Annotated in this window: 21 protein-coding genes and 4 pseudogenes; 12 read left to right on the top strand and 13 right to left on the bottom strand. The window is 60.7% G+C overall.

The features are described 5' to 3' along the window. Nucleotides 1-83 precede the first annotated feature (83 nt). Nucleotides 84-310, bottom strand: a pseudogene (locus M1D43_RS27025) (NapC/NirT family cytochrome c); the annotation flags it as partial. Between the two features lie 175 nt (nucleotides 311-485). Here M1D43_RS27025 and M1D43_RS27020 point away from each other — a divergent pair. After that, nucleotides 486-617, top strand: a complete 132-nt coding sequence (locus M1D43_RS27020) for a hypothetical protein (RefSeq protein ID WP_498814697.1) — start codon at nucleotides 486-488, stop codon at nucleotides 615-617. A gap of 60 nt (nucleotides 618-677) precedes the next feature. Here the strand turns inward: M1D43_RS27020 and M1D43_RS27015 are convergent, their stop codons facing one another. The 5 genes from M1D43_RS27015 to M1D43_RS26995 form a co-directional block, all read right to left on the bottom strand. Further along, nucleotides 678-2120 (bottom strand): DUF1254 domain-containing protein, encoded by a 1443-nt coding sequence (locus tag M1D43_RS27015; RefSeq protein WP_498814696.1) that lies wholly within the window; start codon nucleotides 2118-2120, stop codon nucleotides 678-680. 57 nt (nucleotides 2121-2177) lie between these two features. After that, nucleotides 2178-3728, bottom strand: coding sequence for a DUF1254 domain-containing protein (locus M1D43_RS27010; RefSeq protein WP_028010638.1), 1551 nt, complete (start codon nucleotides 3726-3728; stop codon nucleotides 2178-2180). A 52-nt stretch (nucleotides 3729-3780) separates the two neighbouring features. Next, entirely contained in the window at nucleotides 3781-4116 is a 336-nt protein-coding gene (locus tag M1D43_RS27005) for a hypothetical protein (protein WP_017276535.1), read from the bottom strand. Beyond that, nucleotides 4113-4925 carry a DUF2092 domain-containing protein gene (locus M1D43_RS27000; RefSeq protein ID WP_017276536.1) on the bottom strand — a complete coding sequence of 271 codons (813 nt, stop codon included), beginning with the start codon at nucleotides 4923-4925 and terminating at the stop codon, nucleotides 4113-4115. The genes M1D43_RS27005 and M1D43_RS27000 overlap by 4 nt, the downstream gene beginning before the upstream one ends. Nucleotides 4926-4988: 63 nt before the next feature. After that, entirely contained in the window at nucleotides 4989-5297 is a 309-nt protein-coding gene (locus M1D43_RS26995; RefSeq protein WP_017276537.1) for a hypothetical protein, read from the bottom strand. Between the two features lie 247 nt (nucleotides 5298-5544). Between M1D43_RS26995 and M1D43_RS26990 the strand changes: the two genes are divergently transcribed. The 4 genes and pseudogenes from M1D43_RS26990 to M1D43_RS26975 all read left to right on the top strand — a co-directional run. Then, nucleotides 5545-7797: a tetratricopeptide repeat protein gene (locus M1D43_RS26990; protein WP_274858091.1), complete on the top strand. Its 2253-nt coding sequence runs from the start codon at nucleotides 5545-5547 to the stop codon at nucleotides 7795-7797. Nucleotides 7798-7805: 8 nt separating this feature from the next. Continuing rightward, nucleotides 7806-9272, top strand: a complete 1467-nt coding sequence (locus tag M1D43_RS26985) for an alpha/beta hydrolase (RefSeq protein WP_028010641.1) — start codon at nucleotides 7806-7808, stop codon at nucleotides 9270-9272. A gap of 118 nt (nucleotides 9273-9390) precedes the next feature. Further along, on the top strand, nucleotides 9391-9534 hold the full coding sequence (locus tag M1D43_RS26980) for a hypothetical protein (protein ID WP_017276538.1): 144 nt from the start codon (nucleotides 9391-9393) through the stop codon (nucleotides 9532-9534). Beyond that, nucleotides 9527-9811, top strand: a pseudogene (locus M1D43_RS26975) (hypothetical protein); the annotation flags it as partial. The gene M1D43_RS26980 and the pseudogene M1D43_RS26975, both read left to right, overlap by 8 nt. A gap of 80 nt (nucleotides 9812-9891) precedes the next feature. Here M1D43_RS26975 and M1D43_RS26970 read toward each other — a convergent pair. The 3 genes and pseudogenes from M1D43_RS26970 to M1D43_RS26960 all read right to left on the bottom strand — a co-directional run. Continuing rightward, nucleotides 9892-10875 carry a helix-turn-helix domain-containing protein gene (locus M1D43_RS26970; RefSeq protein ID WP_017266938.1) on the bottom strand — a complete coding sequence of 328 codons (984 nt, stop codon included), beginning with the start codon at nucleotides 10873-10875 and terminating at the stop codon, nucleotides 9892-9894. A 23-nt stretch (nucleotides 10876-10898) separates the two neighbouring features. Beyond that, on the bottom strand, nucleotides 10899-12071 hold the full coding sequence (locus M1D43_RS26965; protein ID WP_127510100.1) for a type II toxin-antitoxin system HipA family toxin: 1173 nt from the start codon (nucleotides 12069-12071) through the stop codon (nucleotides 10899-10901). A gap of 293 nt (nucleotides 12072-12364) precedes the next feature. Then, a pseudogene (locus M1D43_RS26960) lies at nucleotides 12365-12795 on the bottom strand (transposase); the annotation flags it as partial. A 106-nt stretch (nucleotides 12796-12901) separates the two neighbouring features. Between M1D43_RS26960 and M1D43_RS26955 the strand changes: the two are divergent. The 4 genes from M1D43_RS26955 to M1D43_RS26940 all read left to right on the top strand — a co-directional run bounded on the left by M1D43_RS26955 (nucleotide 12902) and on the right by M1D43_RS26940 (nucleotide 16924). Next, nucleotides 12902-13147 (top strand): hypothetical protein, encoded by a 246-nt coding sequence (locus M1D43_RS26955; RefSeq protein WP_017276542.1) that lies wholly within the window; start codon nucleotides 12902-12904, stop codon nucleotides 13145-13147. 714 nt (nucleotides 13148-13861) lie between these two features. Beyond that, entirely contained in the window at nucleotides 13862-15154 is a 1293-nt protein-coding gene (locus tag M1D43_RS26950; protein ID WP_028010644.1) for a CmpA/NrtA family ABC transporter substrate-binding protein, read from the top strand. A gap of 62 nt (nucleotides 15155-15216) precedes the next feature. Next, the gene (gene ntrB / locus M1D43_RS26945) at nucleotides 15217-16110 is read left to right on the top strand and encodes a nitrate ABC transporter permease (RefSeq protein ID WP_014989842.1); all 894 of its coding nucleotides are present in this window, start codon (nucleotides 15217-15219) and stop codon (nucleotides 16108-16110) included. A 13-nt stretch (nucleotides 16111-16123) separates the two neighbouring features. Then, the gene (locus tag M1D43_RS26940) at nucleotides 16124-16924 is read left to right on the top strand and encodes an ABC transporter ATP-binding protein (protein WP_010967299.1); all 801 of its coding nucleotides are present in this window, start codon (nucleotides 16124-16126) and stop codon (nucleotides 16922-16924) included. A 435-nt stretch (nucleotides 16925-17359) separates the two neighbouring features. Here the strand turns inward: M1D43_RS26940 and M1D43_RS26935 are convergent. Together M1D43_RS26935 and M1D43_RS26930 are read right to left on the bottom strand one after the other, a co-directional pair. Next, nucleotides 17360-19820: pseudogene (locus M1D43_RS26935) on the bottom strand (adenylate/guanylate cyclase domain-containing protein). A 174-nt stretch (nucleotides 19821-19994) separates the two neighbouring features. Beyond that, entirely contained in the window at nucleotides 19995-21086 is a 1092-nt protein-coding gene (locus tag M1D43_RS26930) for a branched-chain amino acid ABC transporter substrate-binding protein (protein WP_014531894.1), read from the bottom strand. Nucleotides 21087-21481: 395 nt separating this feature from the next. On the opposite strand from M1D43_RS26930, the gene M1D43_RS26925 reads away from it, so the two are divergent. From M1D43_RS26925 to M1D43_RS26915, 3 genes are read left to right on the top strand one after another with little or no spacing between them, the layout of a single operon-like run. Beyond that, nucleotides 21482-22921, top strand: coding sequence for a DUF7125 family protein (locus tag M1D43_RS26925; RefSeq protein ID WP_015242552.1), 1440 nt, complete (start codon nucleotides 21482-21484; stop codon nucleotides 22919-22921). A gap of 6 nt (nucleotides 22922-22927) precedes the next feature. Next, nucleotides 22928-23971, top strand: coding sequence for a sensor histidine kinase (locus tag M1D43_RS26920; protein WP_017276544.1), 1044 nt, complete (start codon nucleotides 22928-22930; stop codon nucleotides 23969-23971). Nucleotides 23972-23982: 11 nt separating this feature from the next. After that, nucleotides 23983-24372 (top strand): response regulator, encoded by a 390-nt coding sequence (locus M1D43_RS26915; protein WP_010968081.1) that lies wholly within the window; start codon nucleotides 23983-23985, stop codon nucleotides 24370-24372. A 774-nt stretch (nucleotides 24373-25146) separates the two neighbouring features. Here the strand turns inward: M1D43_RS26915 and M1D43_RS26910 are convergent. Continuing rightward, nucleotides 25147-25338: a CsbD family protein gene (locus tag M1D43_RS26910; RefSeq protein WP_017276545.1), complete on the bottom strand. Its 192-nt coding sequence runs from the start codon at nucleotides 25336-25338 to the stop codon at nucleotides 25147-25149. A gap of 443 nt (nucleotides 25339-25781) precedes the next feature. Beyond that, complete coding sequence (locus tag M1D43_RS26905) at nucleotides 25782-26090, bottom strand: type II toxin-antitoxin system RelB/DinJ family antitoxin (protein ID WP_153443969.1); 309 nt, start codon at nucleotides 26088-26090, stop codon at nucleotides 25782-25784. Nucleotides 26091-26099 lie beyond the last annotated feature (9 nt).

The following is a 26099-nucleotide window of genomic DNA, read 5'->3' as shown; positions in this document are numbered from 1 at the left end:
GGAACCAAGACACCGCGACCAACTCTTCGCCCAGATCGCGTCCTACCCGGTGTTTGCCGGCCATTGATCGTCGGGCCCGAGGTTGAGCGGTTGGAGAAATGAACCGTGCGCGTAAACTCCTCATATACGTTGGCCCGCATCTCATGACAGGAGACGCAAAATTCCTCGGTGTTGGTGAGCTCGAAGCCAGTGTTGGAGGCGCCCCAGAAGACCACGCCCCAACGAAGCCGCCGAGTGTCAAAAAGGCGAGGCTGAGCGTTGCGGCCGGCGTAATCAGGATCTTCCACGGGTGGCTGAAGCCCGGCGAGATGCTCGTCTCCGCATTTTCAGAGACGACGTTCGTCTCTGAAAATCGGACCGTTCCTGGCTTGTGACCGCAGCCAACTCTAAACAACGGCGAACCGAAGCGCCCGCCAATATAGCCGAATATCCCGCCGACTATCAGTCGCCTCGTGAGCGCGCCTGCCGCCTATCCGAAACACGGCATGACGACAACGGCGACCAACGCCGCTTTCGACAACGGTGACATTGCTGAACGCGGCAATCTTCAGCAACTGGAGACCGGTATCCTCTCTTCAGCGGCTGAGACGCAAGCGGGGGCGAAACCTGCAAAATAGGCGTCTCAACCCGCACGCTTCTCTGCCGACATCCTCATTCGCTTCGCCGATCACATGTCTCTAAGAGACCCGTTTCACGCCGGGTGGCTGCCATGTCCCTTTGCCCGCAGGAAGGATCGAGGGTGGCGTAGTCTTCGGCCAATATAGCCGCATCACCAGATAGATTGCGCCATCCGGGGCCGGAAGCCAATTTGCTTCCTTGCCCGCACCGGGGTTGTCTTTTTGAATGTACAGCGTCAGCGAGCCGTCCGGCGCCGTCTTCATCCCCGGCAACATCGGAGAATTGATGAGGTAGCGATTGATCGGGTTCTTGACCAGGAACTGGCTCTTGCCGTCATACATCGTAACGGACCAGAACGCATTCACAGGCGGCAACTGGCCGGGTGGAAAGGTGAGTGTGTACTTGTGCTTGCTGCCGTCGAGCGGTTCCCCTGTCGCATCCGTTCTGGTGAATGGGTACATGGCCTCTACTGCATCGTTGCCATAAAGGCCTGCCTTTGCAGCTCCGGCCCGCCTCAACCAATCGCCGTTGTAGAATGCCTCGTCGCCAAGAAGCGAGCTGACGTTCCAGCCGTTGATGGGTTTGTTTCCGCTGGCCAGCCATTCGTTGATTTTATCGTCACCTAGCTTCATGCCTATCAGCATTTCGGCTTTGTGTTCGAGCGATAGTTCCTTGAACTCGAAGGTCTTGCCGGGACCTATGCCTATCGTGGCTAGCTTCGCACGGATCGCCTGGTCCCTTGGCGTCTCAGGAACGAATTGCAGGGCCGCGTCGAGATATTGGACGAAGTTGTCCTTGATCCCGGCGGTGGTGGCTGGAACGAACGCGATCTCCGGCGCGGCGGTCGGGGCGGGTTGTTTGAGGAATGCGGAAAGCGGCTGCGCCTTGTAGCCGGCCTGCACCTTTTCCACGTTCGGCATGTCTTCTACGTTGATAAGCTGGGTCCGAAAGTTGGCGAATACGAACGGGGTGGTCGATCGGAAGACCTGCTTGATGCCCTTGGGCTTCTCGCCTTTCCAGTCGGGTCCGACAACGAGATAGGAGCCTGGCGCGGTCCCGGTGGCGCGAGAGCCGATATATCCGAAATTGTAGGTGTTGCCGTCAATGAGTTGGACCGAGTAATAGCGCTCTTTGTCGACAGCCGGCACCGAGACCACCACAGGTTCAGCGCGCAAATCCAGCCAGAGGATCGAGTAAGGGGTGTCGCTGTTCGGCGTGATGATTGCCGTATCCTCGGGGCTGGCGACCTGGTGCATGTTGTTGATTTCGTTGAACGGTGCCTTGAACTGACCCGAGTCCCTGTTTACGGCGAACTCCTGCATGACCGCATAGTTCATCACCAGCGGTAAGCCGTAGATGAAGCCTTCTTCGGCGACGTCCTTGGCCTCCAGCGGGCTCGGCCATTCGGCCTTGTCCTGAGCAATCACCGCAGTGGAGCTCGCCGTCGCGGCGACGAGTGCCCCTATCGCAGCAGAGCGAAGCAGATCGCGTTTCGTAATCATTCCAGACTTCCTTTTGGTTCGTAGATGCGCCGCACCCGGATGCGCCGCTCCTCCTAGTTATCTCACCTCTTCGATCTCGCCCGGCCGCCAGGTCTTGTCGAACCAGGGTTCGAGCGGACCGTAGAGGCGGAGGAGCGAGAACCAGCCCTTGCCCGGAACCGTCTCGATCCAGTTGCTGTCCTTGCCCGCGGGAGCCTTGGGTCCAAAGTAGAGATCGACCGAGCCGTCGGCGTTGGCGACCAGTTTGTCGCGCTTGCTGTTCCTGCTTGGGAAGGGCTGGCTCGTCTGCAGTTCGGAGCGTGTCTGGGGATCGTAGAGCACGACCGACCAGAATTCCTTTGCCGGAGGGTTGGAGGGTACGTTCAACCGGTAGGTCTTTGCGCCATCGAAGGCGCTACCGGTGGCGTCGGCGGTAATGAGGGCATATTGCGACCCCTTGCCGATCAATTTCGCGGCCATTGCCGGCGTGTTTACCGTGGCCATATAGAAGAAGTTGGTGCGGGCATCCTTGTTGCGGCCAGAGACGCCGTCGAGGTCAATCCAGCGATAATCGCTGCCGACGAAACCGCTCCTCCATTGGCTGTTCGGATACAACGGAGAGCGAGGATCGCGGTTGTGGAAAGCAATCGACCGCGCCGTGGCGTTGCCGATGCCGACGGCGTCGGTCAGAATCTTCGTCATCCGATCGTCAGGGGCGAACGATCTGCCCTTGCGAATGCCGATGCCAGCCGCCAGGCCCCGCAATTCGGGATCGAACAGGTCGATCGGTTCCTTCTGGATGACGTGGTCGAGCTCCTTGTAGAACTCGAAAGTGTTTGCGTGGACCGTGTTGAAGGCGACCTTCGAGCCGTCGAGGAACTCCATCTTCGGCGGATTGCTCTTCTTGGCGAGCGGGTAGACCTTGAGTCCCTCGCGGAACAGCTTTGACGCTGCGTCCGGCTTGCCGTCGACGAGGAAGCCGCGAAGGATCAGCCAGTTCACATGAGACGGAGAGCGCGCCACATAGTAGTCGCCGCCCTCGCTCTTATCCTTCGGGAGGTCGCCCTTGTAGTCCGCCGGGACGATGAGGTACTTGCCGCCCTTGCCCTGGTCCGGTCCGGGCGCGCCCATGTCGATGACGAAGCGGAAGAACGCGTCGTTGACAGTGCCGGGGCCGGTGCCGGGCGGAACCTCGACGACAGTCGGCCCGTCGGTCTCCAGGTCGAGGAACACGGAGCAGTAGACGGTGTCCGTGTTGCCGGTGAGCAGAAGGGGGTTGGAGTCGAGCAGTTGGTCGAAGATGAGCGCTTGGTTGGCCTTGGTCGCGCCCATTTCGGCATTGCCCATCCGGAGGCCCTCCAGGCTCGCTGCCGGCATGAAATTGAGGAAGACCTCGACGCCGCGGAGGGTGTCGAGGTAGTCGTAGACTTTCCCGGCGGTCTCTGCGGTAGGCACGCCGTCCGCGAAATTCAGCGTCCCTATGCTCGATTCGACCTTGTCCGGCGTCAGGATTTGCTCGGGAATTTTGGTGTTGTAGCCAGGCGTCGGTGACTGCGCATACGATGTCGTGACGGCCAACGCGGCAACGAACGCTGCGGCAATGGGGCCGTATTTGCGGGCGATTTTCATGATCCTGTCCTTCAATATCAATTCGATACGTGATTTTCGCTAATTGCTGGAATCAGTCCACGTAGACGACGACGTAGCGGCCGCCATAGGGCTGGTAATAGGTTGGTCCGCACTGCCATAAGACCGTACCGCTGACGCTCGTCTTCACGCATGCGGCAGGCAGGGCGGCCACGTAGATCGCCGAACGCCGTATCGTCCGGCGCGTGGTGCGCCGCGCGACGCCGGCGACGCTGGCGGGGGTCAGCGGCCGGCCGACGCGCGCCTGGGCATTGCCGATGAAGACCGCGCCGTGGCCCGACTGTCTTGCAGTCCAGCCGTCAACGGTCGCGAGGGCGGCCATGATGGCCGCAGCCGAGATATATTTTACGGAGGTCCGCTTCATGCTCATTGCTGTGTCTCCAGGAGCAGGTCGCCGACGACATCGGCGTGGACCACGTCCACCTTCCTTGCCTCGACTGGCGGCTTGAACTCGAACGATTTCGAGCTAACGCCGCCTGTGCGCCAATTTCGGAACCGCAGCGTGTATTGTGGCGAACCTGTCACCCATTTTGTCGTGATGACGTATTTCAATGGCAGGTTCTGCTCGCCCTTGCTGATCCAGAGCTGCCAGTCCACGTCATCGTTCCGGAACGCCAGATGATCGCACAGCATGCCGCCCACGAAGGCGGTGCCGACCAACGATCCCGAAACGACGCCTTCCGTCAGCGAGGCATACGGATCGGCGGACAGGAAGTCGGCCCCGGCGGCGTCAAATCCTGTCGCCGCCCGAATCTCCGCGACCGCTTCGTCGATCGAGGGGCCAGGACTGTCGATCCGGGCGTAGACGTTAAGCCGCTTGCCATAGAGGGAAACAACCTTGCCATCGAAGCTGATCTCGGTATCCGTATACGGGCCCCGCCGCGTCATGCGGAACCCCGCGGATCGGGACATCGCGATCCGCCCCGACGCGCTGTACTGGATTTTCTCCCCGTCCAGCTGGACGACCTCATGGTCTGTATCGTATTCGACGGAGAACTCCTTCAGTGCCTGCAACTGATCGGTCATGGCGCGCAGGACGGAATCCGCATCCGGATTGATTACACTCTGGGCTCTGGACGGCGCATTCGACAGCGCGACGGCCATTGCGGCGACCGCCAGTCCCCCCGCTCGACGTCGCATCCCGGAAACGAGATTGGCACCCACATGCTGTTGCTTCATGTCACACACTCTCACCTAGTACGATGCTTGGGTGCATCGCCAATGACTTATCGGGCGACCGCTTCACCCGGGGCTCCCCGGACCCGGCTTCCACCCTCCGTGCTCTGCAAGCGCCTGGCCGATTTCGCTGGCGAGGCAATCGATAAGCTCCTGCCACTCGCGCTGCCGCTCTTCAGGTTGCCTGGCGGATTGCGGAACCCGGGCCAGCGCGTCCTCGGCCTCTGCGAGCTCACCGCACAAGTCGTAGAAATCCTCGCTCATTCTCATCAGACGTCGGATCGTGAACTCGGCCTGCGGGAAGCGGCGTGCCGCCGATGAAAATGCCTGCTCCCTGCCCGTCAGGTCGTTGATCTTGGTCATCGCCGCTCCCATCAGCAGGCAGCCTATGCGGAGTTTCGGTATATGCGCAGGAGAACTGCTGTAACTTACGTGGTAAACTGTTGCCCGCCGGCTACCGGGAGGCGATCGCGCAGTGCTTCCCCAAGTTCTTGCTGTCACCGTCGCACTAAGATCATCTATCACCGGTTGTCGCAGTTGCGTTTCACACCTTTGATGTATAGCTTGTGCTACTGGATGCGTCCTCCGGCTGGCGGGAAGGCTTTCACGTACGGGGGGTGCCGTGATTCACGCTGCAGCATCGGAAGCGGAGAAACCGCAGTCCACGGACTCCAGGTGTCTCGCCCAGCTCGCCCGCATCCGGCAGAGCGCCGAGTTCGACGCGACCGGCCGCGAGCACCGCTTTCTGCAGTATGTCGTCGAGGAGACCCTCGCCGGGCGCGGCAGCCGGATAAAGGCGTATACCGTTGCCGTGGAAGTGTTTGGCCGGGACAGCACGTTCGATCCGCAGAACGATCCGATCGTGCGCATCGCTGCGAGCCACCTCCGCCGATCTCTCGAGCGCTATTACCTAACGGCTGGGAAATCCGATCCTATTGTCATCGGCATTCCCAAGGGCGGTTATCTCCCCACCTTCTCGGAGCGAGGCTCGCCGGAAGACGCTAATGCGGCGGAAAGTTCGATGCCGACGATGCAGGCTCAGGCAGCAGGACCCAGCGATGCCTCGCCCGTTGCCGCGCGCCCGCCTCCGGGTCCGGGTCCGGGTCCGGGTCCGGGTCCGGATGATGTTCGCGCCCAGTTCGAGCGGATAGTATCGAGCAAGGAATTTCACGGCGGCGGGCGAGGAGACGCGCTCCTGCGCTATATCATCGAGGAGACGCTCGCCGGCCGCGCCGAGCGGATCAAGGGCTACTCGATCGCCATCGAGGTCTTCAAGCGGGATAAGAGCTTCACGCAGGACGATCCGGTCGTGCGTATCGAGGCGGCACGTCTGCGGCGGGCGCTCGAGCGCTACTATCTGGTGGCGGGGCAGAACGATCCGTTGCGGATAGAGGTTCCCAAGGGCGGGTATGGGCCGACGTTTAGCTGGAAGGAAGCCGTGCGTGCCGAATCGGACAGGACGGCGGTTCCGGATGCGTCCGGCCCCATCGTCTCTGCGAGACGGCGGGGCCGGGTGTTGTTGAGCGTAGGCGTCGTGGCAGTCGCGGCCGCCGCGATCCTCGGCTACTGGACGATTGATCGGCCGGGGTCGGTTTCCTCTCTTCGAGCGGGCAGTGTTTCGGTGCCCGATGGCCCAACGCTAGTGATCGCGCCCTTCGCGAATCTTGGAGAAGGGCCGAATGCAGAACTCTATACAGACGGTGTGACGGAAGAGCTCCTGACCGCACTTCCTCGATTCAAGGAGATCAAGGTATTCGGTCGCGAGACGTCGAAATCGCTACCGCCGGACGTGGACGTATCGCAGGTCCGGGATGAGCTGGGTGCGCGCTATCTGCTCGCGGGCGGCGTGCGGGTCTCTGGCAGCCGCATCCGAGTGACCGCGCGGCTCGTCGATGCCTCCGACGGAGCGATCCTATGGTCGGAGGACTATGACAACGATCTGCAGTCGCGCGATCTGTTCGCAATCCAGTCCGATGTAGCGAGCAAGGTCGCGACGGCCGTTGCGCAGCCGTACGGCATTATCGCCCAGACGGATGCCGCCAATCCGCCGCCCGACGACCTTGGCGCTTACAGCTGCACGCTGAGTTTCTACGATTACCGCGCCGAACTGAGCGTCGAACGCCACGCCAAGGTCAGTGCATGCCTCGAAAGCGCTGTTGCCCGCTATCCAGGCTATGCGACGGCGTGGGCGATGCTGTCGATTGCCCATCTCGACGAGGAGCGGTTCAAATTCAATCCGAAGTCCGGCGCTCCGACGGCCATGGAACGGGCGCTTCAGGCGGCGCGCAGGGCCGTCCAGCTTGATCCAGGCAACACTCGCGGTCTTCAGGCGCTTATGACCGCATTGTTCTTCAACGGGCAGTATGCCGAGGCGATGCGCACCGGAGAGCAGGCGCTCGCCATGAACCCGAACGACACCGAGCTCATGGGAGAGCTCGGAACTCGAGTGGCCATGGGCGGCCAATGGCAGCGAGGCGCGGCGCTTCTGGACCGTGCGATTGCTCTCAATCCAGGTGGAGCGGGATACTACCACGGGACTCGCGCCCTCGCGGCCCACATGCTTGGAGACCATCCGGCCGCGGTCGCCGGGATTAGACAGGCCGACCTGCAGAAATTCCCGCTCTTCCACGCCGTGGCCTCGGTCATCTATGCGGAGGCCGGGATGCTGCATGAGGCCCGGCGAGCGGGCGAAACGTTCATGCGGAGGCGCCCGGATTTCGTTCCCAACCTCCAAGCCGAGTTCAAGATGAGAAATCTCCAGCCAAAGGACCAGCTCCGTCTGGTCTCGGGACTTCGAAAGGCGGGATTTTCGATACCGGACGGCGTGGAGGCATCGATTGCGGCAGCGGAAGCAGCCGATGCGAAGTCGCGCTAGAGATATGCGTGTCCTTGCTCGCGTTTCCGATCCGTAACCTCCCTGATGCTACGGGCGCGCCGCTCTGTCTTCGGCTAGTTCTGTGTGTGGGCCGGGGGCGGCTGATCGACGGCATACCGCATCTCGCGGGACTCACTCTTAACATGGGGAAACAAGTGACCGGTCAAAATCGCCGCACGATTCACTCCGGACTCTTCCGGCCTCTGCAAAGCATCGTGGTCTGCGGAATGCTCGTTGTCGTTGCGGGATGCGGCGGGCATCCCAAAGGCGTGCTGACGCCGGTCGCCGACAGCATGCCTGCAACGAGCCGGGTTGACATGCTGATCACTACCACCCGTGGCCGTTCAGAAGTGCCCGGGGAGATGTTCACGGGCGAGCGGGCACGCGCGCCAGCCTTCGCGAACATAACGGTCTCGATCCCGCCTGTCCGGAAGGTCGGCGAGGTTGCCTGGCCGAAAAAACTTCCGTCCAATCCGGCCACTGATTTCGCGACGTTGAAGGCGGACGACCTGACCAGGGATGGAGCCAAGACCTGGCTCAATGCCACGGTCAGGAAGAGCCCTGACCGCAGTGTGCTCGTGTTCATTCACGGCTTCAACAACCGCTTCGAGGACTCCGTCTACCGCTTCGCCCAGATCGTCCATGATTCCGGCGTCCACAGCGCCCCTGTCCTGGTGACATGGCCGTCGCGGGGCAGCCTGCTTGCCTATGGCTATGACCGAGAAAGCACCAATTACACCCGCAATGCGCTGGAATCGCTCTTCCAGTACCTCGCCGCCGATAAAGAGGTGAAGGAGGTGTCGATCCTCGCGCATTCGATGGGGAACTGGCTCACGCTCGAGGCTCTCCGCCAGATGGCGATCCGCAATGACGGCCTGCCCGCCAAATTCAAGAACGTGATGCTTGCGGCTCCGGATGTCGATGTCGACGTCTTCCGCTCGCAAATCGAGGACATGGGCAGCCAGCACCCCCGGTTCACCCTGTTCGTATCCCGTGACGACCGGGCTCTTGCCTTCTCGCGCAGGGTCTGGGGCGACATTCCCCGGCTCGGTTCGATCGACCCCGAGGCCGATCCCTACAAGCAGGAATTGGCGAACAACGAGATCACCGTCATCGATCTTACCAAGATCAAGGCAGGCGACGGCATGCATCACGGCAAGTTCGCCGAGTCCCCGGAAGTCGTCCGGCTCATTGGGGCTCGCATCTCCGAAGGTCAGCCACTGACCGACAGCCGGATCGGTCTCGGAGACCATCTCATTGCGGGCACGACGGGAGCCGCCGCAGCAGCCGGCAGCGCTGCCGGCCTGATCCTCGCTGCTCCGGTCGCCGCCATCGATCCGCATACCAGGGGCAACTACGCCAACCACGTCGGCGCGGCGATGGGACAGTCGGATGGCAAGCAGAAGATCGCCGTGACAGACTGCGTTTCGAGACAGTCGGCTGAGCGCGATCCGGCGTGCGCGCCGCAAAACTGACTGGTTTCGTCGCGGGAAGTCGATTTGGATCCTGCGAATTCGGGGCCGACACTTCCTGTCGACATGGCCTTTATCAACCAAAAACAGCATAACCTCGATAGCCGAGGAATCTGATCGTATGGGGAAGTCAACCTTCGCGGAGCTTGAAGAGCTTAAAACCGTTCACAGCAAGATCGATATCAGCGCCCTCAAGGTCCGGCTTCGCGAACTCAATATCGAAATCGTTGATCTGGAAAATCAGGCCGATCCGGCAACAAGATAATCTTGACAACGACAGCATATTTACTGTGCTGGCGAACTGCATTCGCTAGGCCAGGAAGAGGGGGCAAGTGATTTTGGTCACGCACAATCCTAACCTGGCGGTTGGGGCGGATGCCGAGCAGGTACTTTACGTAACTTTGGACAAAGCGGCTGGCTACAAGTTTACTTATGAATCCGGGTCTATCGAAAATCCGCGTATCAATGACGCTATCGTGAAGATTCTTGAGGGTTCAAAGCCGGCGTTTGTGCAACGCCGCCTTGCGTACCAGATTAAATAGCTCTCCGCTTGAATCATGCTGTCGTGGCCGAGTCGGCAGATTGCGGTCTTTGCGCCATCCCAAGCGGTTTGCGGTCACCGCTAGCGGCGCGGACGACGTTCTTTGCTGATGGGGCTATTCAACAAGCGTTGCACTTCCGCCTCGACGCGGTTGAGCGAAAGCCCTGCCACACCGAACCTCTCATAGAGCGACGTCAACAACGGGAGCATGCATTCGGCCAATCGGCTCTCGATATCGTTGGCAGAAAAGTTTGCCTCCAGCACGGCTTCATCGCTTCGTGCCGCATGACCTTCGACAAGCAGATCACTCAGCGGGTTAGCCCAGGAGCGCAACACGCGACCGCGCAGGCCCGTGAACATCACGCGGAAATGAACCGTCACGGCTGTATCGGCATCTTTGCGAAGGAGCGACGCAAGCTTTTCCGCGTGCAACAGAACCTCACCCATCCGCCATAGGGGAAGCGTCGTGTCGAGGATCGTTCCGGCGGGGAACGTCTCCGCACCATCTTCCTGATAACCGCGGATCAGGAACATGCGCCCCGAAGGGGCCGCACGCCAGAAATCGCAATGCGCAGGATCATTGAACCCGCGCTCGACTTCCTCGCCTTGCGGAGCAAGCCAACATTCAATCAGTCCATCAACTTCACGCGGCTGAATAGCCTCGCGTGTCGGAAGCCAGAACGGCGGCCAGCCCGTTTTCCGAACTACGGCCTTTTCAAGAATGCGTTCAAAGGCGGTCAGCTCCGACATCTTGAGATCGCCCTCAAGCCAGTAGTCGAACCGATACCAGCCATTTGGAAACCGCGCAGGCGAATCCTGGGGGAGCGGAGCAACCAGATTACGCCAACGCTCAAATGCATCGCGCACAAACCGGGCTTGCGTGTCCCCCTCGGTAGGCTCATCCACCAAACCAACGACGCGCAGGATGTCGAGGGCTTTCGCCAGTGTCAGGGTCGTTTCACCACGCTCGAACGCAGCCATTGTCGGATGGCTGACACCCGCCAAAGCCGAATGATGTTTTTGAGTAAGACCTTCCGCCTTGCGACGGCGCAAGGTTTCTTCCACGTACCGTTGCCACGCAAGCGGAGCTATGTTTCCAGTATTCTCAGGCATGAGTTGTCCACGATCTCCTTGAATCTATGCACGAAGCCATCCGCCGGCTCCGCGTCGGGCGGACGGATAATGGATGCAGCCTTCTCCACCTGCCGCTTTAGCTGTTTGAATGTCTGGTCGATGGCCCTGTCCGGCAGGCCGATCTCCTTGCCGAAGGCGCGGAAAATTGCCTGGTTGGCCGCTTCCAGATGGATTTTCTCACCGCCGATTGACAGCGCCAATGTTTGGTCGAACCCGTCATAAAATGCGGTGTTCACCACATCATAGGCGGGGGATAGCCGTAAGCCCGTCGGCGTTTCCAGAAGGGAGAAGTTTTTCAGGTGGGCATCGCAATTCCCGATCAGGGTGAAGACAATCAGGCGATTGAAAAACCGCAACAGGTCGATTGGCGCGCGCGATGAGTGCTGACGAATGATCGCGGCAATATCCTCGTAGGCCGCATCATACTTGCCTGCGTAGTCCTGTCCCTTGGGCTTGCTGAGGATCTGCGCACAGTCTTCGAGGCGCAGTTTCTCGCCGTTCGGTCTCCGGTCGAAGCGGGTAACAATGAGCGCCGTTTCGTCAACAACCGCGGTGAGCGAGGCCGTGAACCCGGTTACTTCCCTTTCGCCAAGGACGGCGGCGGTCCACCGCAGGCTCAGGAGTTCATTTCGAACGAGGTTGTCTATTCGGTCGGAATTGAATTTAGCGATATAGAGCGCTGATCCCGTCGCACTCGCGGGAACAAACCTGTTTTCATCGTCCTTGGTGACAAGCAGTTTCTTCTGCACACCTGAAACCGTGCGTCCGGGACTGACGGTGGCTTCGGTGATTTCCGGGAGCTGTGCGGCATCGTCCGGCGGCCGGATGCTGACGGCCCCGATACAGTCTGCACCGTAACGAAGGAGCAGCCCAAGGTCGTCTTCTTCGACGACATGGGCCGAACGTGCCTGTTGTTCGCGTAACCATCCTTCCGGGCCGAGGTGCTGGAAAAACGGATGCAGGCCGACCTTCCATTCATGTTCGCGTTGCGTGGAGGGGAAGCAGCACGCGATATTGCCTTTATTCCAGTCTGAATGATAGGCGAAGCGCGTTCCGCCGTTGGCCGTTTCGACCAACGTGCCGGCGGTTTCATCCTTGAACAAAATATTTGCGCTTCTCAGTGCCATTAAGTTATGCCTTCGCTCTCTACCTCGTACGCGCCCGCTGGGGGGCGCTTACGAAGCCATACATCCATCATGGTGTGCTGATTTGTAAGAAAATCAAGGTATAACTCGATTTCATGCATTTCGCGCGAAACTAACAATCTTTAGCTTTATATCCGTCCGATCCGCGCCAGCCACAGCTCGCCTGCGAAACTATGACTCGAATCTAGCGTAAAAATCCATTCGCGGAAGGCCGTTTTGTCCGAGGACATCGATGAACTTCGTCTTCGGCGGGCTGGCTTCCTGTGCCAGCATCGTCAGGTTGGCCTGCGACGGGCGAAGAGGGCGAGATTGTAGGCGACCACCGAGGAGGTCTCGAAGTGGTGGAGCCCGCGCCAGGTGCAGTGGGCCAGGCCATAGGTCCGCTTCAGGCCGGAAATGCCGGCTTCGATGCCGGCCCGGAAGTTTCTGAGCTTGCGATACACCCAGCGGCTCCTGACCATATCTTTGATCCGGAGGCGGCCGCTCTTCTTATGGAAGGCCATATCGCGCATACCCCAGGCCTTGGCCTGGGGTATGTTTTCACGGCTCGCATAGCCGCCGTCGGCGCCCGCCTGCGCGCGGCGCCTCGCCATAGAAGGATGTGGCGCTCCAGTAAGGGCAAAAGCCGCTCGCTGTCGGCCGGATTGCCGGCTTCGATGACGAGATAGAGAATCAGTCCGCTCCTGCCGGTGGTCAGATTGATCTTGCGCTTGAGTTTGACTTGCTAGAACCCGGGGGTTGGGGGTCGGTGCGTGATATCCGGAACCTCCCCCTCCGTCGTCGGTTCCTCCTTCCCTAGCAGGAGAAACAACATGGCGAACGACGAACTGAGCGCCGGCTTCACCGGGAAGCCGACCGAACCGCCCACGGGTGTCCGAAAGATAGCTAAGGTAGCCAGCGGCGCAGTTGGCCGCGAAGCGAACGCTGTCGTGGTAGGGGCCGCAGATCACCCATACACTGCAACAGGATTGGCGCTCACAGTCGGCGCCATTGCCTTCGCGGTCGGTTATAGTATGGGTCGATCGTCAAGCGAAAAGGGCCGAAGTTACTGGCGATAGAGGCCGCGCAATGCACAAAATCGCGCGCCGGTGGCGCGCTGCTGGTGTAGACGCAAGTTGTGGCGGTGCTTGCCACGCATCCGCCGAAGGCGACTGGATGCGCAACTCACCCCGCCATGAGCGGGGTTTTTTCACAGTTTCAGATCAGTACGCCTTTTAGCTATGCGTTCCGCTCGACCAACTGACCTTCGGGCCCCTCGTCTTTCCCGCGTCACCTTGGATCTCGTCGTGGTTGGAACGGGTCACCCTTCCGCGCAGTCGGCATCGAGGCAAACAGCATTCACGGGATACACCGACATCAGCATGTTTTCCCAGGCAATGGCCGCCCTGGCGGCTTGACAGGCTCGCTCAACGACATTTCAACGGCACCGCCGCTTTTCTACGCGGAATGACGACTTAACTCGTGCTGCAGTGCACAACATTTCATCGTGATTTGCTAATGTTGCTTTTTTGAGCAGGCGCCTGAACCACCCATTACTTATTAGATTCAAAGGGATATCGTGACCGCCCAAAACTGGCATGGGCCTTGCTTTTTTATCATTGCTTTGATCAACGGCGATTGAGGCGAGCTCAGGCGCCGATAGCGCCTGCCAAAGACACCGACGTCGCAAGGTCCTTGCCTCCATGGGTTTCCTTCCCAACCCAGGAGCGCAATGCCCAAGCGGCGTTTTTTTGTCGGCTTTCGACCGGCCACCACATTGAGGGAACGTGCGCATGACCAAGGCTTTGTTCGGCGGCCTGACCCGCCGCAGCGTGCTGAAGACCACCGCGACGGCCGCCATGGTCGGCGCAGCGAGAACGCTTTTGCCCTCCGGGGCCTTCGCCCAGGGCGCCGGTCCCGAGACCGCGAAGGCCACCCTCGGCTTCATCGCGCTGACCGATTCAGCCCCGCTGATCATCGCCAAAGAGAAGGGTTTGTTCGACAAGTACGGCATGACCGAGGTCGAGGTGGTGAAGCAGGCCTCCTGGGGCACGACCCGCGACAATCTGGTGCTCGGCTCGGCCGGCGCCGGTATCGACGGCGCCCATATCCTGACTCCGATGCCCTATCTCATCTCGACTGGCAAGGTGACGCAGAACAACCAGCCACTGCCGATGGCGATCCTCGCCCGCCTCAATCTCGACGCGCAGGCGATCTCGGTCGGTGCAGCCTATGCCGATCTGAAGGTCGGCATCGACGCCTCGGTGCTGAAAGATGCCTTCGCCAAGAAGAAGGCCGGTGGCGAGGCCGCCAAGGTCGCCATGACCTTCCCGGGCGGTACACACGACCTCTGGATCCGCTATTGGCTCGCCGCCGCCGGCATCGACCCGGACAAGGATGTCGAGACCATCGTCGTCCCGCCGCCGCAGATGGTCGCCAACATGAAGGTCGGCACCATGGACTGTTTCTGCGTCGGCGAACCCTGGAACGAGCAACTCGTCAACCAGAAGATCGGCTACACCGCTGTCAACACCGCCGAGATCTGGGCCGAGCATCCGGAGAAGTCCTTCGCCATGCGCGCCGACTGGGTCGAGAAGAACCCGCGCGCCGTCAAGGCGCTGGTCATGGCCATCGAGGAAGCCGCGCAGTGGTGCGACGATATGGCGAACAAGGACGAACTCGCCAAGATCGTCGGCAAGCGCAGCTGGTTCAACGTGCCGCCAAAGGACATCGTCGATCGGCTGAAAGGTGAATACGACTACGGCAACGGCAAGATCGTGGAGAACAGCCCCCACTTCATGAAATTCTGGCGCGAACACGCGTCCTACCCGTTCCAGAGCCATGACGCCTGGTTCCTCACCGAGAATATCCGCTGGGGCAAGCTTGCATCGGATACGGACATCAAGGGGCTGATCGCCAAGGTCAACCGTGAGGACATCTGGCGCGAAGCGGCAAAGGACCTCGGCATCTCCGACATCCCCGCCTCCACTTCGCGCGGGCCGGAGACCTTCTTCGACGGCAAGGTCTTCGATCCCGCAAATCCCGAAACGTACCTGAAGAGCCTGGCAATCAGCCGCATCGCCTGATGCCGCATCGGCAGCCGGGTCCCCTCCCGGCCGCCTTCGATTAACCCCCCTAGGAGAACGGCATGTCCGTCACCAATCTCAAGCTCAAACCCCAGGCGACTCCGCAGACCTCCGCTCAGGTCATCGCTCTCGGGCAGACGGCGAGCCGCGGCATCGATGGCCGTCTGTCGCGCTTTGTCACCCAGACGGTCACCAACCTCTTGCCGCTGCTCGTCACACTGACGTTCTTCACCCTTGCCTGGCAGCTCATCTGCTCGTCGCCTGAATCGAGCCTTCCGGCCCCGTCGCGCGTCCTCGAGGAGAGCTGGGAGCTGATTGCACATCCCTTCTACATCGGTCAGGGTGTTGATCAGGGTCTGTTCTGGCACGTCTTCGCCAGCCTGCAGCGCGTCGCGCTGGGCTACGCGATGGCTGCGGCGGTCGGCGTCGCGCTTGGGACGCTCGTCGGCCAGAGCGCGCTCGCGATGCGCGGCCTCGATCCGATCTTCCAGGTGCTTCGCACCGTGCCGCCGCTCGCCTGGCTGCCGCTTTCACTCGCCGCCTTCCAGGATGGCACCCCTTCGGCAATCTTCGTCATCTTCATCACGGCGATCTGGCCGATCATCATCAACACCGCGGTCGGCATCCGCAACATTCCGCAGGATTACCAAAACGTCGCCAAGGTGCTGCGACTGAACGGCTTCGAATATTTCGGCAAGATCATGCTGCCGGCCGCTGCCCCCTACATCTTCACCGGTCTTAGGATCGGCATCGGTCTCTCCTGGCTGGCGATCGTGGCGGCCGAGATGCTGATCGGCGGCGTCGGCATCGGCTTCTTCATCTGGGATGCGTGGAACTCGTCGCTGATCAGCGACATCATCGTGGCGCTCATCTATGTCGGCATTGTCGGCTTTCTCCTCGACCGCCTCATCGCACTCGTCGGCCGCGCCGTCACCCGCGGCACTGCAAACGCTTAGAGAGGGAAGCCCGATGACCAAGAGCTATCTTTCACTTGAACTGCTGGACAAGAGCTTCGAACGCGGCGGAACACGCACCGAGGTTCTCAAACAGGTCTCACTTACAGTCGACAAGGGTGAATTCATCTCGATCATCGGCCATTCTGGCTGCGGCAAGTCGACCCTGCTTAACATCGTCGGTGGGCTGACACAGGCGACGACCGGCGTCGTCCTCCTCGACGGCAAGGTCGTCGACGAACCTGGACCGGACCGCGCCGTCGTCTTCCAGAACCACTCGCTGCTGCCGTGGCTCACGGTCTACGAAAACGTCCGGCTGGCCGTCGACAAGGTGTTTTCGAGAACCCGCAACAAGCAGGAACGCCATGAATGGACGATGCGCAACCTCGAGCTAGTGCAGATGGCGCATGCCGCCGAGAAGCACCCCTCAGAGGTCTCCGGCGGCATGAAGCAGCGCGTCGGCATCGCCCGGGCGCTTGCCATGGAACCGAAGGTGCTGCTTCTCGACGAGCCCTTCGGGGCGCTCGACGCCCTGACCCGCGCGCATCTGCAGGACCAGGTCATGCAGATTCACGCGACGCTCGGCAATACGGTGCTGATGATCACGCATGACGTCGACGAAGCGGTCCTGCTTTCGGACCGCATCGTCATGATGACCAATGGACCCTCTGCACGAGTCGGTGAAATCCTCGACGTGCCGCTCGCGCGTCCGCGTCGTCGCATTGAGCTCGCCTCCGATCGAACTTACCTGACATGTCGCGAGTCGGTGCTGAAGTTCCTCTACGAACGCCACCGCTTCGTCGAAGCTGCAGAGTGATTATTCCGAACGGAACTCGATCTCGGTAAAGGCTCTCACCAGCGGCCATCTTCTACAGCTTGCGGTATCTTAGTTGTGTCGTCCCCTGCCCTGCAACGATCAACAGCACGCGGCGGTTTGGGTCAGTTTTGGGTGGCGAAGGCTTCCTTCCGGGCCCGATCGGACTGTTCCAGCCGCACCGCGTGCTTCGATGGAGCCATCGAAGGTGCGCTTGTCGGCGCAACCAAACCTGAGCCGCGCAGCCGCCAGACGTCGGCTCTCCAGCTCGCCGACGGCTTCGTTCGCGGTTAGGGCCGAGCTTATCCCTCGCCTTGACCGGGTCCGAACCATGGGCCACTTAAATCTTCCGCACCAGCGCCGGTGGAGGTACCTTTGGTCCTGTGAACAAGCACGCGATTAGCGAGAATCTGGTTCGTTCTGCGCTGGCAACTATGTCTAACGACGGAGTCGGTCGAGTGTTTCGCGAAGGGCGGTTATCGCCACTTCGCGCTCGCCGGTCGACATGAGTTCCGGCTCCGCCTCGAGCCTTAGATGGGGCAGCTCGGTTCGAATGGCATTGCAGCTCTTGGTCAGATTGGCCTTGAAGTCGACGACGCGATAAGTCGCGACCGGATAGGCTATTCCCCTGATCTGGACACGTCCCGTCTCCTCACAGTGGATCAGGTCCTTTACCTGCGCGAAGGTCTCGTAGGAGATGAGCACTGAGCCGGGGGCGGCCTCCTCTTCAAGTCGGGCGGCGAGGTTTACGGCGCCGCCGATGATCGTATAGTCCATCCGGTCCTCGCTGCCGAAATTGCCGACCGTGCAGTAGTCAGTATGAATGCCGATCCGGCAGCGCAGTGGCATCTCTATGCCGACGCTGCGCCAGGTTTCGCCGAGTTCGCCCATCCGCTCCTGCATGGCGAGTGCCATCGAGACACAGGCGATCGCGTCCTCCCTAATGCCGCGTGTTTCGGGGTCGCCGAAGAACATCAATATGGCGTCGCCTACGTACGTATCGATCGTAGCCCCGAAGGACAGAGCAATCTTCGACATTTCCGTCAGATACTGATTGAGGAGTTGGGTCAGTTCCTCGGACTCCATCTTGTCGGTTGTTTCCGTGAATGCCGCAATGTCGGAGAAACAGATCGTCAGCTTCTTCCTCCGGCTTTCGATCCTAACGTCCTGTTTGCCGCTGAAGATCGAGTTATAGACCTGCGGCGCGAGGTATTTGGCAAGCTTGGCGGAGAGCGCCTCGAAGGCAACTGATTTTTCGGAGAGATCCTGCTCACGGCGCTTGAGCTCCGTGATGTCGGAATAGACCGCGACAGTGCCGCCGCCCGAAATCCGGCGTTCGCTGATCTGGATCCAGCGATCTGGGCCGCGCTGCTGAAGGAGTGTTCCGGTCGGATTGCGATGTGCTTCGAGGCGCTCGGCGAGCCATTCTTGCTCCCGCCCGATCGCATCCTCTATCAAGCCACGCTCCGCTGCCGCGCGGATGATCGCCTCGAAATGGTTTCCGGAAACGACTGTGTCATCCATCCCCGGGTAAAGAATGTCGCGATATCGACTGTTGCAGACGAGAAGCCGATCTTCGCTGTCATAAAAGGCGAAGCCCTCCGATATGCTTTCAATCGCGTCGATAAGGCGCTGGCGGGCTTCAGCCACAGTGCGCAGGTTCTTCTCCTCGACCTCGATCGCCGTATCGCGGAATACGCGAAGAGCCTTGGCCATACGGCCGATCTCGTCGCCACGGGTCTGCGGTAACGGCACCCGAAGGTCGCCGGCGGCGATGGCAAGCATGCTATGGCTTAGGCCAGTAAGGCGTGCAAGAAGATTGCGGTCGACATAGAGCCAGACGATCAGGGCCGAACTCAAGAGGCTCAGAAGGGCGGAGCCAAGCACGACCCCAGTACCATAGCGCCGAACCGTTGCGGCTTCCGAGCCCGCCTCGGCGATGTCGCCTTTGGCCGCCGCCACCAGGCGGTCCACGGCCAGAGTGAGCTTCCGCGACAGCTCATCGTTCTCCACCACTAACTTCTCGCCCTCGGCCACAACCGCGAGCTCTTCGTTACGCGCGTTCGGGATGCTTCTCTGGCCGTCGATCAGCGCCTCGAACTGGTCTACGAGCTGCTGAAAACGCTTGCGCAATTGCTCATCGAATTCGGGGGGTCAGCGACTCGAGCGTCTCGATCGAGCGCCGCAGGGGGAATGAAATCAGCGACAGGTCGCCTGGCGTCGGCGCGACAGCGGCCTGCAGAAGCGTGTCATTGATTGCCGCGATCTCCCGCTGCGCGGTCTGCTGTGGGATGTAGGCGGCGATCGCTCGCGCCAGGTCTCTTGTGGCCGCGGCCTCTGCCTCTGGCGTCGTCACCGCATCGGCTGTGGCTGCCCGCCATCGCGGCACTTTGGAATTCATAACGAGAATACCGGGCGCGACGAGGCGCTGGCTAGCATTTGTCGTTGCCGACAGGCGACGCAGAAGTTCCTCCTTGCGTGCGACGGCAGCAAGGCGGACGGTGACGAGGTCGTCGAGAGCATGCAAGTTGCGCCTGAGCCCGACCGCCGCGTCTTCGATCTCGCTGACCACCCCCGAGCTCAGTGTCGCTCCCTTTAGAGCCGCTAGTAGCTCTTCGAGTCGCGCCATCTCGCTGCCTATCGCGGCCGAGACCTCGCTGTGCCGCGCTCTACTGGTCGAAGCAAGGAAAGCCGGCGCGGTAGCGGCTACACGTTCAGCATGGCGGGAGAGTTCGAGGGACGCGAGCGCGGACGGGGCCCGGCGCTCCGTTACTCGTTCTAGCACCTGACTGAGCTCAAGAAAGGCATACAAGGCGCCTACGGTCGCAAGCACCGCAAAGGCGCTGATGCCGAAGAAAGCGAACAACAATCTGCCACGAACGCCGAAACGGTCAAACATCGCGGCACCCCCTAGCTTCCGATTGAAGGTGGCCAACATGGTCCGCACGGAACTCTTCTCATAAGGCGAGCTGCTGCGATCAGCGCCTACAGCGCCGTCGTGTCTTCGGACGCACCGAGCTCGCCGTATATGTTTTTTACCCTTTGATCGGCTCCAATTAGGCAAACCTGCGGGTTACTCAACAGGCACGTACTCGCCACTTTTCCAAACATACCATACCCAGCTTTGGACTGTGAGATCGCCCTTCTTATCAAAGTCGATCCGGCCCAGCACCGTATCGAATTGGTCTTCGCGCAGCGCCGCTATCACCGCCTGAAGGTCAAGCGAGTTCGCCTTCGTGACCGCTTGAGCCCAGATCTCGGCAGCGCCGTAGCTGTGGAGCGTCCAGGAATCCGGCTCGAAGTTTTCGGCTCGGAAGCGCTCGACGACTTCCGCGGCCTCAGCATTTCGACGCGGGTCGGCGACAAAGGTGAAGAGCGTCCCCTCGGCGGCAGGGCCGGCAATAAGGCCAAATGCCTCGGTCGCGGTGTCGTCGCCCGAGATAAGCTGGACCGGGTAGGCGCGGTCGCGCGCGGCGCGGACCATAAGGGCTGCTTCCGTATGATAACCCCCAAGATAAAGCACCGCGATATGTGCCGTCTGCAACGCGGCGACCTCAACCGAGTAATCGTCCTTTCCGGGCGTGTAGCTTTGATAAACCGCTTCGGTCACGCCCCGCTTGTTGAGTTGCTTCTTCGTCTCGTCGGCAAGTCCCTTCCCATAGGTCGTGTTGTCGTGAAGGATCGCAATCTTGCTGTCGCCCCAGTGGTCGGCCAGATAGTTGCCGGCCTTGTGGCCCTGGGCATCGTCGCGACTGCAGACGCGGAAGACATTGGCGTGCCCTTGCTCAGTCAACATCGGATTGGTCGAGGACGGCGAAATCTGCAGAACGCCAGCGGCCGCATAGATCTTCGATGCAGGGATGGAGGCTCCGGAGCAGTAATGCCCGATGACGAAGACTGCACCGTCTGCGACCAGCTTCTCGGCGGCCGCAAGCGCCTGCCGAGGATCGCAGAAGTCGTCGGCCACGATGAGCCGAACCTGCTGGCCGAGCACACCGCCTGCGGCATTGATATTGGCAACGGCCATCTCCGCACCGCGCCTAAGCTGGGTGCCGGTCCAGGCGAGCTTACCGCTCATCGGGCCAGCGACGCCGATCAGGACTTCCGCCTCACTCTGGGATGCAAGCGCGAATGCAAGTGCAGCAGCGGCGAAAAGATGGCGCATGGAGGGCCCTCCCCGTTTGCATTTTACTCTTTACGGATGGGGACCGCCACCGTGCATGACGGCAGTGGTCAAGCGAAGCGGGTCGCAGGATCCGGCTCTTGGCCGATAAGCCGGTTCAGCGTGGGTTGATCAACATTCCGCCCCTATCGATCCCTAACATTTCAGCGAATGCCGTGAACCGCTTGCTTGCCTTGGAGACGGCTCTCGGCCGTCACGAAGACGGAGCCGCTGCTCTTATGCTGTTCGTAGGATAGAGGGTGAAGCGGGTTAGCACTGCGCGACCCGCAGGCTTTAGCGGCTCGCCGTCTTTCTGCTCTGTTTAGAACTCGAAATCATACCTGGACGCCCTAACTTCCATTCTCGTCTTCAATGTTGAACATCATCGAGAGGTGAACGTGGCAGAGCGCAAGAAGCAGACAGTGGTGAGCTCTGGTATCTCCGGGCTAGACGAAATCCTCCGCGGCGGCTTGCCAGCATCAAATCTCTACATCGTCCAGGGCGCACCGGGGTCGGGCAAGACGACCGCGGCGCTGCAATTCCTCCGCGCTGGTGTCGCGCTGGGCGAGCCCTGCATTTATGTCAGCCTGTCTCAGACCAGAGCCGAGTTGGAGGCGATCGCGCTGTCGCACGGCTGGACCCTCGATGGAATCCGCGTGGAGGAACTTTCCGCTTCAGATTCGATAAACCGGGCCGCCGACCAGACCATCTTCCAGACGACTGAACTCCGTCTGGACGAGACGAGAAAGACCATCGAAAGCGCAATCGAAGAGCATAAGCCGAGCCGATTGGTTTATGATTCCCTGTTGGAAATCCGGCTGATTACCGGCGATTCACCCCGCTTCCGACGCGAGCTGATCGCCTTCAAAGCGTTCCTCGCCCAGCGCAACATCGTCGCACTGTTGCTCGACACGCAAACCTACGAGACGGATCGAACGGGCGAAGAGGTCGACGGCATCGCCCACGGGGTCATTCGCCTGGACAAATCACTCGAAGAATATGGGGGCGTTCGCCGCCGCATTGAGGTGAGCAAGATGCGTGGCGTTCCCGTCGCCGATGGCTATCACGACATGGCGATCCGCGAGGGCGATGGCGTCGTCGTGTTCCCGCGAATCGTACCGGGTGCGGCGTCGAGAACCGTCAAGCCGCAGCTGATCAAGTCGGGTGTCGATACTCTGGACGAAATGTTCGGCGGCGGGCAGGAATCGGGAACGACAACGCTCGTCATAGGCCAGGCGGGCACTGGCAAATCGACGATGGCGTCGCTCTATGCGACTGCAGCCCTCAAGCGCGGTGAAAGTGTTGGGCTCTTCCTGTTCGAGGAACGAATCGAGACATTCTTCCGGCGCTCCGAGGGGCTGGGAATGGCTCTGCGTCAGTTCCATGAGGATGGCCAGCTGATCCTCCGCGACTTCAATCCCAACGAGATCTCGCCGGGAGAGTTCGGCCAGATCGTCCAGCAGGCGGTGAACAGTGAAAAGGTGAAGGTCGTCGTAATCGACAGCTTCACTGGATATTTGAACTCGCTGCCACATCGTGAGAAGGCGGTTCGCGACATACAGTCGCTCCTCAAATATCTCGCCCGGGCCGGCGTGCTCACCGTTCTCATCGTCGCGCAACACGGTCTGCTCGGCCAGGGCGTAGGCATCGACGTCGATGTGAGCTTTCTGGGTGACACCGTGCTTCTGCTGCGAATTGCGGAACACGAGGGAAGGCTCCGGCGCAGCATCACGGTCGTGAAGAAGCGGCATGGCCCGCACGATCTCGATGTACGCGAATTGTTCATTCAAAGCTCGGGCGTCTCGGTGATCGCGTATAACCCGCTCCCGGAGGTGTGATCGCTCGTGGACGCGACCGACAGCCCTCTCGACTGGGTGTTGACGATGGCGCCGTATCGGCGCGACGCCGAGCATCTGGAAGCGCTCTTGGCCCAAAATGGCTTGCCCGTCCGGCGCGCGGAGGGCGTGGAAGAGCTGACGGCGCTGTTGGAGCAAGGCCCAGGCGTTCTTGTCGCGACCCACGAGGCGCTCAATCCGAAGGTACTGGAGGTTATCCGCCGCCATCTGATCGACCAGCCTGAATGGTCCGAGATGCCCCTGGTTATCCTACTGGACCGCGCAGTGCCTCAGGCCCGCGTCCGCGCTGAGCTGTCGGCAGCCTGGCCCCGCTCACGCCAGCTCTATTACCAGCGTCCTGTCACCACGCTGGAATTGCTAAGCGGTATCCAGTCGATTCTGCTGGCGCGTCTGCGTCAACGCGACATACGCGATCGCATCGAGCGCGAGATCGAACTGCGACGCGAGCTCAACCATCGAGTAAAGAACATCTTGGCCAGCGTTTCCTCCATCTTCCAGATGACCCGGCGACGCGCTGTTTCACTCGATGAGTTCGCCGATGATTTCGCGGGCCGGCTCGCGGCGCTTGCCAACGTACATTCGGCGGTCTTTCAGGCGGACGGCGAAGCGGTCGAATTCTCCAGCGTTGTTGAACTGACCTTCAGTCCTTACCGGGTAAGAGGCACGGATCGCCTCGTCTTCACAGGTCCAACGGTCCTGCTGCGTCCGGATGCAGCGACCACGGTTGCGCTTTGCCTCCACGAGTTGGCGACCAATGCGCTCAAGTATGGTGCGCTCTCGACACCAGAAGGTCGGGTCAGCTTGCAATGGTCAATTTTGCAAGAGGCCGATCTGCTGAGCCTTGAATGGGTCGAGAGTGGAGGTCCGCCAGTGTCGGAGCCGTCGAGGAGTGGATATGGAACGCGGTACATCCGCTCGGCGTTGTCTAGTCAGTTTGGCACCCCGCCGGTCATCCTGTTTCATCCGCAGGGATTGCGTTGCATCGTATCGGGCCCGCTTTCGCGCGTTTCACCGACTCAGCCGGAGGTATAGGAGATTAGGGTATGGCCCCTTCCGTGTCGCCGTTGCGGATATTCTATCTCGAAGACAACCCGCTGATCGTCTTTCACATTGAGGCGATGATCGAGGATCTGGGGTATGTCTTTGCAGGCTCCGCCAGCAGCTTCGCCGACCTGGTTGGCAGGATAGAGACGATCGAGGTCGACGGGGTGCTGGTAGATATCGATCTGGCCGACGGGCGCACCGGCCCGGCTGCCGCAAAGTGGCTTCGCCAGCGCGGCATTCCAAGCATCTTCGTCACCGGACAGGAAGCGATCGCCGCTGAGTATCCCGAGACAGCGCTCGCAACGATAGGCAAACCGGTATCGGAAAGCGAACTCGCCGAGAAACTAGAACTGTTTCGGCTCACCAGCTCCACCAGCAAGACGATCTAACAAGTCGTTGCCATTTGCCTTGGGCGCCGCATCTCGCGGTCAGTCGGCGGCGCCGCGGCATTCTGCTTCAGCCACTCGTTTCACGACTTCGGCAAGTCTATCCGCTCGCATATCGACCTCCTTGCTTAGCTGGATGACACTACCCCCGAACGCAAATCGGGAAAGCCGAGATGGAGGCGATTGTGCGGCGCCCGTCGGCGCGCTCAAACTCGCTCCTGCGACTGCATGGTGGCAAACCGATTCAGCGACGAAGCGACCCATCCGGAAGGTGAAACCGCCGTCCGGCGCTGTGCGATTATCGTATGGTGGCGCCTGTGAGAACATGGCGCTGGAGCCGCTCTTCAAGCCGCCTGATTGAAAGGGTGCGATTTTCTAATCTGCAGCGACGCCTCTGGCACATTAGGTAAGACAACGGGTCTGTATCGAACTTAATTGCAGGGATGTCGGTTGAACCGCGGCTAGGTCCGGACCTTCGTAGAGCTTTACGATTGTCCACTGGCTTGAGGCCGCCATGGCGCGCTGCTTCTGCACGTCAGGTCCGGCCAGAAAGATTGCCAGTGAAATCGCCTCCTCTTCGGAGTATTTGGATACGCCGACATTCCAGCCGCCGACGGTCGCCGCTGTTCTGCCATGTTCACCTCCGTTCGGAGCGGCGCTACACGTAGGGTTCCGGCCTCCTGCCGCATATACGCACCGGCCGTGGACCTTCATTCTTCACCCGAAGCGGTCCGGCAGGCGCTAGAACAGGTTCGCACCAACCGCAGCTTCAATGCTTTAAGTCTTGTCGACAGCGCCTTTAACTGCGTCCTTTAGCTTTCCCTTGGCTTTCTGGGCACCGCCCTTTGCCTCTTGCGCTGCGCCTTTGGCGCGGAGCGAGTTGTTGTCGGTTGCATCGCCTGCGGCCTTCTTGGCCTTGCCAGCGAGCTCATTGGCCTTGCCGGCCATTTTGTCCTTTGCACTGCCCATGGGGGTCTCTCTCCCGGTTTGGAGGCGCGACGGCGCCCCGCAGACGCTCGAACGAGCGGCTCGGCGCTTTGTTCCCACTTGACTGGATCAGGCGGCACGCATCAGCACAGGCTGCGGTCCTCCAACCGTATAATTTGGCTTTACCGAGATCCTCGCACCTGGAATCCGAAGTGGTCAGCTCCACGATCCAACTTTCGCCTCCGGTACGGGAACCCTAGCCCAACCGGGCAATGATTGGATTGAAGAGGATCAGAAATTCGCTCGCGTGGTGGCGAGAGGCCCGACGGCGCCGTCGGTTGCGCCATTGTGAGGCTTGGTGTTATCGCATGCGACTCGCTCACGATGCCGTTGCACTCTCAAAAACAGGCGGGTTTCGCGAACGACAGGCACGCCGCTGATCGTTCTTGTCCGCTAGTCGTCGGCACACCGCGCCCAGACGAGCCTCATTGATCACCCGCCGCAGCCTTGCCCAAAGCTGTCGCCCGGCGCTCTCGAAAGTGTGCATCGGCGTCGGCATCATCGACGTCGGGTCGGGTATCCTCGAGTGCCCACAACACATGGGCGCGGAACCAAGCGTCGTGCGCCTCGCTGTGGCTGAAGAGTTCCAGCGGCACGGCGCCCTCATTCGCCGTCCGAGTTAACAGGATTCGGACAGCGTCCGAGACCGTCAGACCCATGTTCTCTAAAACCGCCGTGGCGCGCTCTTTGACCTCGGCATCGATCCGAGTCTGAACAAGTGCATTTGAAGCCATGTGCAATCT

The organism is Ensifer sp. R1-3 (assembly GCF_056739175.1).
The sequence above is the reverse complement of the archived record's forward strand: the minus strand, read 5'-3'. Positions and strand labels throughout refer to the sequence as shown.

Coding starts and splice junctions, on each gene's coding strand:
- M1D43_RS26955 (WP_017276542.1), top strand. CDS start 12,902: ATGGCGAACGACGAACTGAGCGCCGGCTTCACCGGGAAGCCGACCGAA.
- M1D43_RS26950 (WP_028010644.1), top strand. CDS start 13,862: ATGACCAAGGCTTTGTTCGGCGGCCTGACCCGCCGCAGCGTGCTGAAG.
- M1D43_RS26995 (WP_017276537.1), bottom strand. CDS start 5,297: ATGGGAGCGGCGATGACCAAGATCAACGACCTGACGGGCAGGGAGCAG.
- M1D43_RS26930 (WP_014531894.1), bottom strand. CDS start 21,086: ATGCGCCATCTTTTCGCCGCTGCTGCACTTGCATTCGCGCTTGCATCC.
- ntrB (WP_014989842.1), top strand. CDS start 15,217: ATGTCCGTCACCAATCTCAAGCTCAAACCCCAGGCGACTCCGCAGACC.
- M1D43_RS26915 (WP_010968081.1), top strand. CDS start 23,983: ATGGCCCCTTCCGTGTCGCCGTTGCGGATATTCTATCTCGAAGACAAC.
- M1D43_RS26905 (WP_153443969.1), bottom strand. CDS start 26,090: ATGGCTTCAAATGCACTTGTTCAGACTCGGATCGATGCCGAGGTCAAA.
- M1D43_RS26965 (WP_127510100.1), bottom strand. CDS start 12,071: ATGGCACTGAGAAGCGCAAATATTTTGTTCAAGGATGAAACCGCCGGC.
- M1D43_RS27010 (WP_028010638.1), bottom strand. CDS start 3,728: ATGAAAATCGCCCGCAAATACGGCCCCATTGCCGCAGCGTTCGTTGCC.
- M1D43_RS27000 (WP_017276536.1), bottom strand. CDS start 4,925: ATGAAGCAACAGCATGTGGGTGCCAATCTCGTTTCCGGGATGCGACGT.
- M1D43_RS27005 (WP_017276535.1), bottom strand. CDS start 4,116: ATGAGCATGAAGCGGACCTCCGTAAAATATATCTCGGCTGCGGCCATC.
- M1D43_RS26980 (WP_017276538.1), top strand. CDS start 9,391: ATGGGGAAGTCAACCTTCGCGGAGCTTGAAGAGCTTAAAACCGTTCAC.
- M1D43_RS26910 (WP_017276545.1), bottom strand. CDS start 25,338: ATGGGCAGTGCAAAGGACAAAATGGCCGGCAAGGCCAATGAGCTCGCT.
- M1D43_RS26940 (WP_010967299.1), top strand. CDS start 16,124: ATGACCAAGAGCTATCTTTCACTTGAACTGCTGGACAAGAGCTTCGAA.
- M1D43_RS27020 (WP_498814697.1), top strand. CDS start 486: ATGACGACAACGGCGACCAACGCCGCTTTCGACAACGGTGACATTGCT.
- M1D43_RS27015 (WP_498814696.1), bottom strand. CDS start 2,120: ATGATTACGAAACGCGATCTGCTTCGCTCTGCTGCGATAGGGGCACTC.